At 42.3% G+C, this 6,173-nt stretch carries 6 protein-coding genes and 2 tRNA genes; 2 read left to right on the top strand and 6 right to left on the bottom strand.

Going from position 1 to position 6,173, the window contains the following annotated elements:
- Nucleotides 1-2: 2 nt before the first annotated feature.
- The 3 genes from L652_RS0109290 to orn form a co-directional block, all read right to left on the bottom strand.
- A tRNA-Gly gene (locus L652_RS0109290) sits at nt 3-78 on the bottom strand.
- Between the two features lie 43 nt (nt 79-121).
- Nucleotides 122-197: transfer RNA gene (locus tag L652_RS0109285), tRNA-Gly, on the bottom strand.
- A gap of 260 nt (nt 198-457) precedes the next feature.
- The gene (gene orn / locus L652_RS0109280; protein WP_024596132.1) at nt 458-1,003 is read right to left on the bottom strand and encodes an oligoribonuclease; all 546 of its coding nucleotides are present in this window, start codon (nt 1,001-1,003) and stop codon (nt 458-460) included.
- Between the two features lie 120 nt (nt 1,004-1,123).
- Between orn and rsgA the strand changes: the two genes are divergently transcribed.
- Both rsgA and asd read left to right on the top strand, forming a co-directional pair.
- Entirely contained in the window at nt 1,124-2,182 is a 1,059-nt protein-coding gene (gene rsgA, locus L652_RS0109275; RefSeq protein ID WP_024603418.1) for a small ribosomal subunit biogenesis GTPase RsgA, read from the top strand.
- Between the two features lie 15 nt (nt 2,183-2,197).
- Nucleotides 2,198-3,064 (top strand): archaetidylserine decarboxylase, encoded by an 867-nt coding sequence (gene asd, locus L652_RS0109270; protein ID WP_004336058.1) that lies wholly within the window; start codon nt 2,198-2,200, stop codon nt 3,062-3,064.
- A 145-nt stretch (nt 3,065-3,209) separates the two neighbouring features.
- Here the strand turns inward: asd and L652_RS0109265 are convergent, their stop codons facing one another.
- The 3 genes from L652_RS0109265 to L652_RS0109255 form a co-directional block, all read right to left on the bottom strand.
- Nucleotides 3,210-3,959, bottom strand: a complete 750-nt coding sequence (locus tag L652_RS0109265; RefSeq protein ID WP_024594827.1) for a HesA/MoeB/ThiF family protein — start codon at nt 3,957-3,959, stop codon at nt 3,210-3,212.
- Between the two features lie 35 nt (nt 3,960-3,994).
- Nucleotides 3,995-5,530 (bottom strand): thiamine phosphate synthase, encoded by a 1,536-nt coding sequence (gene thiE, locus L652_RS0109260; protein WP_024594826.1) that lies wholly within the window; start codon nt 5,528-5,530, stop codon nt 3,995-3,997.
- Between the two features lie 10 nt (nt 5,531-5,540).
- Nucleotides 5,541-6,173: thiazole synthase (locus L652_RS0109255; protein WP_024603417.1), on the bottom strand; the 633-nt coding region annotated here is incomplete at its 5' end.

The raw sequence follows: 6,173 nt of genomic DNA, 5'->3' as shown, positions 1-6,173 counted from the left end.
ATTGGAGCGGTACACGAGGCTCGAACTCGTGACCTCGACCTTGGCAAGGTCGCGCTCTACCAACTGAGCTAGTACCGCATTTTTACTTCTTTTAATCACTCAATTTCTTTTGGTTAGAAATTGGAGCGGTACACGAGGCTCGAACTCGTGACCTCGACCTTGGCAAGGTCGCGCTCTACCAACTGAGCTAGTACCGCATTTTTTATTTCTTCAGTTATTTTACGTTGGTGCGCGACGGGTCGCGTTCAACATTCTAGCAACTGAGCTAGTACCGCATTTTCATTTCTTCAGTTATTTTATGCTTAAGCGAGACTGGTCGCGTTCAGCATTCTAGCAACTGAGCTAGTACCGCATTTATTGATGGTAATTCAATCACTCAAACACACTAACCCCGCGTGGGTTATCGTCTTGAGCGGGGCAGGATTCTACAATAATCCGATGTGTTTGCAAGTGTTTTTTACAAATTAAAGAAATTTTCTCTATAGACTTTTAATTCCATAATCGAATCCTTAATGTCATCCAAAGCGAGGTGCGAACCTTTTTTGTTCACTTTTGCAAGCACTTCAGGTTTCCAGCGACGTGCTAATTCTTTAATAGTACTCACGTCAAGATTGCGGTAATGAAAAAAATCTTCAAGTTCACGCATGTATTTATTCATAAAGCGGCGGTCTTGCCCAATTGAATTACCACACATTGGTGATACACCTGCAGGCACCCACTGTTTTAAAAAATCTAACGTTTGTTCCACGGCATACTCTTCATTGAATGTACTTGCTTTACAGCGCGCTGTTAAACCCGACTTACCATGCTGCGTAGTACACCACTCGTCCATACCATTTAGTAATTCATCACTTTGATGAATAGCTATGGTTGGCCCTTCAGCTAATATATTCAGGTCTGCGTCAGTGACAACCGTCGCAATTTCGAGTATTTTATCGGTCTCTGGTTCGAGCCCTGTCATTTCAAGATCGAGCCAAATTAAATTTGATTTATTAATAGTCATAATACCTAAGCGGTGCTTTCCTTTAGATCCAACGCATTTCGATATATCATATTAGCATCAACCGTCGAGCTAAAGCTTTTTTTAGGAAAAGCGACATTTAACTAAGGTTATAGGCCTCCAGTGGCAAAACAGAAAAAATTAAGTAAAGGCCAATCGCGTCAGATCAAGGCCAACCACCAAAAGCGCATTAATAGCGCAGACTCAAAACCAGCTAAAAAAGGCGCGCAAGAATGGCAAACCGATAATTTAGGTCAGGTCGAGAGCGCAATTGTGATCAGTCGTTTTGGCCAACACGCCGATGTCGAAACTGAAAATGGCGATGTACTTCGTTGTAATATACGACGTACCGTGTCAAATTTAGTGTGTGGTGATGAGGTATTGTTTCGCCGTGCCAAAGTAAGTGAAGGTGATTTAGCCGGAGTAATTGAAGCCACGCAAGAGCGTCGCTCGCAACTTACCCGCCCTGACTTTTACGACGGCGTGAAAGTTATTGCAGCTAACATTGATCAAATACTCATGGTATCGGCGGTACTACCTGAGTTTACCCCAAGTATTATCGACCGCTATTTAATAGCCTGTGAAGATATGGGTATTGAGCCAATTTTAGTACTCAATAAAATAGATTTAATTGATGACGCAGGCCTTAGCGAAATACAAAAAGTTCTCGATATCTACCGTAAACTTGATTACCAAGTACTCCTTGTTAGTAATATATCGGGCAATGGTATTGATGAATTAAAAGAAGTACTTGTTGGTAAAAATAACATTTTTGTTGGTCAAAGTGGTGTGGGTAAATCAACCCTCGTTAACACTGTATTACCTAACGCTGAAATATTAACTAAAGAAGTATCTGAAAACAGCGGCCTAGGCCAGCATACAACAACTGTTTCACGCCTTCACCATTTACCAAGTGGCGGTAACCTAATCGATTCACCAGGAATTCGTGAATTTGGTTTATGGCATTTAGATGTTGAGCGTGTAACGTGGTGTTTTAAAGAGTTTAGAGAATTTATAGGCGGGTGCCGCTTTAGAGACTGTAAACATTTAAACGATCCGGGCTGTATAGTTAAAGAAGCTGTAGCAGATGGCAAAATTTCTCAATTGCGCTTTGACAGCTACCACCGAATTTTAGAAACAATGGCCGATGGCCGTGCAGGCGCCCGTGCGCCTCGCGTATAATTTAGGATAAATACTGTGAGTTTAGACAAATTTAAAATCGCAATGCAGTACGCAATGCCAAAACATTTTATTTCACGTGTAGTGGGTAAATTAGCCGCAGCTAAAGCAGGCGCTTTAACAACGACTTTAATTAAACTATTTATTAAGCAATATAAAGTAGATATGAGCGAAGCCCAATACCCAGATCCTGCTCATTATAAAAGCTTTAATGAATTTTTTACTCGCCCTTTAAAAGACGGCATGCGCCCAATGGTAGAAGATAGCAATATCATCATTCATCCAGTGGATGGCGCAATCAGCCAGCTAGGCGATATTGTTGACGGACAGCTAATACAAGCTAAAGGTCACGATTACAGCTTACAAGCGCTACTAGGCGGCTCACAAGATGATACAACACCATTTTTAGGCGGTAAGTTTGCCACTATTTATTTAGCACCTAAAGATTACCACCGTATTCATATGCCAATTGATGGGACACTAAGCAAAATGATTTACGTGCCAGGTGATTTATTTTCAGTAAACCCACTTACCGCGCAAAACGTGCCTAACTTGTTTGCGCGTAATGAACGAGTAGTAGCAATTTTTGAAACTGAAATTGGTCCGCTTGCTATGGTACTTGTTGGCGCAACAATTGTAGCCAGCATAGAAACTATTTGGGCAGGTACTGTCACGCCACCAGCAGGTAGCGATGTATTTAGTTGGAAATACCCAACCACTGGCGATAACGCCATCACGCTTAAAAAGGGTGAAGAAATGGGTCGCTTTAAATTAGGCTCTACTGTGGTACTAGCATGGGGTGCTGATAAAGCTGAAATACTGGACGATCAACTACCAGAAGTGGTTACTCGCTTAGGTACTGCGTTTGCAAAAATTAACGACTAAATCAATCGTTAATTAGAAATCAAAAAACCGCGTTATTTAAACGCGGTTTTTTTATTTTTGTAGGCGTGAAGCTTACTCACGCGAAAAGCGCAGCTTTTAATTCTTTAACGCCAAATGTAGTAACAGGCACAAGCCTCTCAAAAACCTATTTTCCACACTCTTTACACTCTGAATCTTTAATCACTTTAAAGTGCTGCTGCTTTAAAGTAAGCGCATCAAAGGTTATAAATCCCCCCCCCTCTGAATGCCCCAGTAATAAGTTGAGCGTAAGTTGCGCCTGCATAGAGCCTATTACACCAAGTAACGGGCTAATCACTCCTGCGTTACTGCAATTGATAACTGGTGTAGCTTCGCTTTGTGGAAAAACGCAGCCATAGCACGGGCTATCACTTTGCCTAAAATCAAAGCCCATTAACTGCCCTTTGGTTGCGAGTGCAGCACCAGAAATTAACGGTGTTTTATTAGCAATACAATAACGATTAACACTATAGCGAGTGCTAAAGTTATCAGAGCAATCAAGTATGATGTCAGCATCTTTTAGCATGTTAGTTGCGTTACTCTCATCTAGCTTTCGGCAATGCGTTACTATGTTTATTTGATTATTCAGGCTCGCTAATACTTTACCCGCTGCAGCGACCTTGTTTTGTCCTAAGTGATTTATTTTATAAAGCACTTGGCGCTGTAAGTTTGAAAGCTCAACCTCATCATCGTCAATTAAAATAAGCGTTCCAACACCCGCAGCGGCTAAATATAAAAGTGCGGGGCTACCTAAACCACCAGCCCCCACAACTGCAACCGTTGAGGATTTAAGTGTTAATTGCCCTTCAAGCCCAACTTCTTCAAGCAATAAATGGCGGCTGTAACGCAGGGTTTCTTTATCGCTTAGCTCATTCACGTTTACCGGCCTTGTTAGTATTACCCTTGTTAGTTTTAATTGGCACTGCTTATGGCCACTTGCAGAGCGCTTATAGCCTCTACGTAATTATCAGCTTCGGTAATCGCACGCACTACAGCAACACTGCCTACGCCAGTTTTCGCTACCTGCTCAGCACGGCTTAAATCAATCCCGCCTATTGCTATTGTTGGGTAGCTTTGCATCAGTGGTACAAACTTAATCAGCTTTTCAAGGCCTTGTATTTGACCTGTCATATCTTTTGTTGTGGTTGGGTAAATAGCGCCAAATGCCATATAACTAGGGCGATAATTATGCGCACGCAACATTTCATAAAAACCATGAGTAGAAAGCCCAAGCCTTAACCCTGCGTCTTTAATTGCCGCTAAATTAGCAATGTCTAAATCCTCTTGCCCTAAATGCACGCCATATGCACCGTGCTTAATAGCTAACTGCCAGTAGTCGTTTATAAATACCTGTGCGTTGTATTGCTTGCCCAGCTCAACAGCTTGCTTAATGAGCCCATCAAGCTCGTCTTGCGTTTTATTTTTAACGCGTAACTGCGCTGTTTTAATGCCTTGTTGTAAGCACTTTTCTAACCAATCTATACTATCTACAACTGCATACAAGCCAAGCGATTTACTTTCACAAGGTGCAAAATCAGCAGCCAAATTAAAATCAAGCGGCACATCAAAATCTAGTTCATCACCCAGCCAGCTCCCCGGTTCAATCACTTGTGGGTAGTCAGCTAAATTAGTGGGGAACGATGTATGAGCAACCGGTCCAATCCCTTCGCCATAACGTACCGACTGTTTTAGCCCTTGGTTTATATATGCCTTAGCTAAAATAAAGGCATCTTTTAATGGATAGTCTTTAGCTAAACATGCAGCAATTACCGAAGCCATGCTACATCCGGTGCCGTGGTTATGCGGGGTTTGTATTTTTTGATTGCCTAACCAGTATTCTTCACCATTTTGCGTATTACTATCAATACAATAATCAATGCAGTAGCCACTTGGGTAATCCCAATGTCCGCCTTTAATAACAACGGCTTTTGCGCCCCAGCTTAATAGCTTATTAGCCGCTTCTTTTATTGCAGCCGGGCCAATTAAATACACACCGGTTAATAACTGTGTTTCATGGGTGTTTGGGGTTATTACATCCACCAGCGGCAGTAAACATTCTTTTATTGCACTTACCGTGTCCTCTTCTGTTAGTAAGTCACCGCTTGAGGCAATAGCAACAGGGTCATATACAATAACGGGAGGCACAGGCCACTTAGCTTTATAGTGGCTTATATGTTCGCTGATCAGCTGAATTTGCTGCACATTGGCAAGCATGCCAATTTTTATTACTTTGGCTTTCATGTCTTTTTCAAGCGCTAGTAACTGCGATTCAATAATATCGGTAGACACAGCATTAATAGCTTCTACACCTAAACTATTTTGCGCAGTAAGCGCCGTAATTGCCGTGCAGCCATGTACACCAAAACTTTGCATTGCTTTTATATCTGCTTGAATACCTGCACCGCCGCCCGAATCAGATCCGGCAATTGTCCACACTACGTTATTCATATTCTTTCCTTCACTGCTGATGCCAAAATGGCATACCCATTGTTGGGGTTGATGGGGCTGCAACGTCTTTTTCAGGCATTGCTTTTGCTTGATATGCAAAGCGCCCTGCTTCAACTGCGGCTTTAAATGCGCGGCTCATAGTAATTGGGCAGCCCGCCCCTGCAATGGCTGAATTTAATAATACCGCATCATACCCCATTTCGAGTGCTTGGCAGGCATGCGATGGCAAACCTAAACCGGCATCTACTATTAATGTGGTATCGGGTAAACGCTCTCGAATAGTTTTTAAATTATAACTATTTAACAAGCCTTTACCGGTGCCTATTGGCGCCCCCCACGGCATAAGCACCTCACACCCTAGCTCATTTAAGCGCTGGCAAAGTACTAAGTCATCGGTGCAATAAGGCAATACTTTAAAGCCATCATTAATTAATATTTTTGTGGCTTCAAGTAGCGCAAAAGGGTCAGGCTGTAAATTGTAATCATCGCCAATCAGCTCTAGCTTAATCCAATCGGTGGCAAATACCTCTCGGCACATTTTTGCAAGGGTTGTCGCTTCTTTAACACTATGGCACCCTGCGGTATTAGGCAGTATTTTTAAGCCTGTATTTTTTATTAACTGCCAAAAGTCATCACCGGCTGC

This window comes from Pseudoalteromonas sp. TB25, assembly GCF_000497995.1.
Classification (GTDB): Bacteria; Pseudomonadota; Gammaproteobacteria; order Enterobacterales; family Alteromonadaceae; genus Pseudoalteromonas; species Pseudoalteromonas distincta.
Note: the sequence above shows the minus strand (reverse complement) of the source record. Positions and strands in the feature narration are given on the sequence as shown.

Coding starts and splice junctions, on each gene's coding strand:
- orn (WP_024596132.1), bottom strand. CDS start 1,003: ATGACTATTAATAAATCAAATTTAATTTGGCTCGATCTTGAAATGACA.
- thiE (WP_024594826.1), bottom strand. CDS start 5,530: ATGAATAACGTAGTGTGGACAATTGCCGGATCTGATTCGGGCGGCGGT.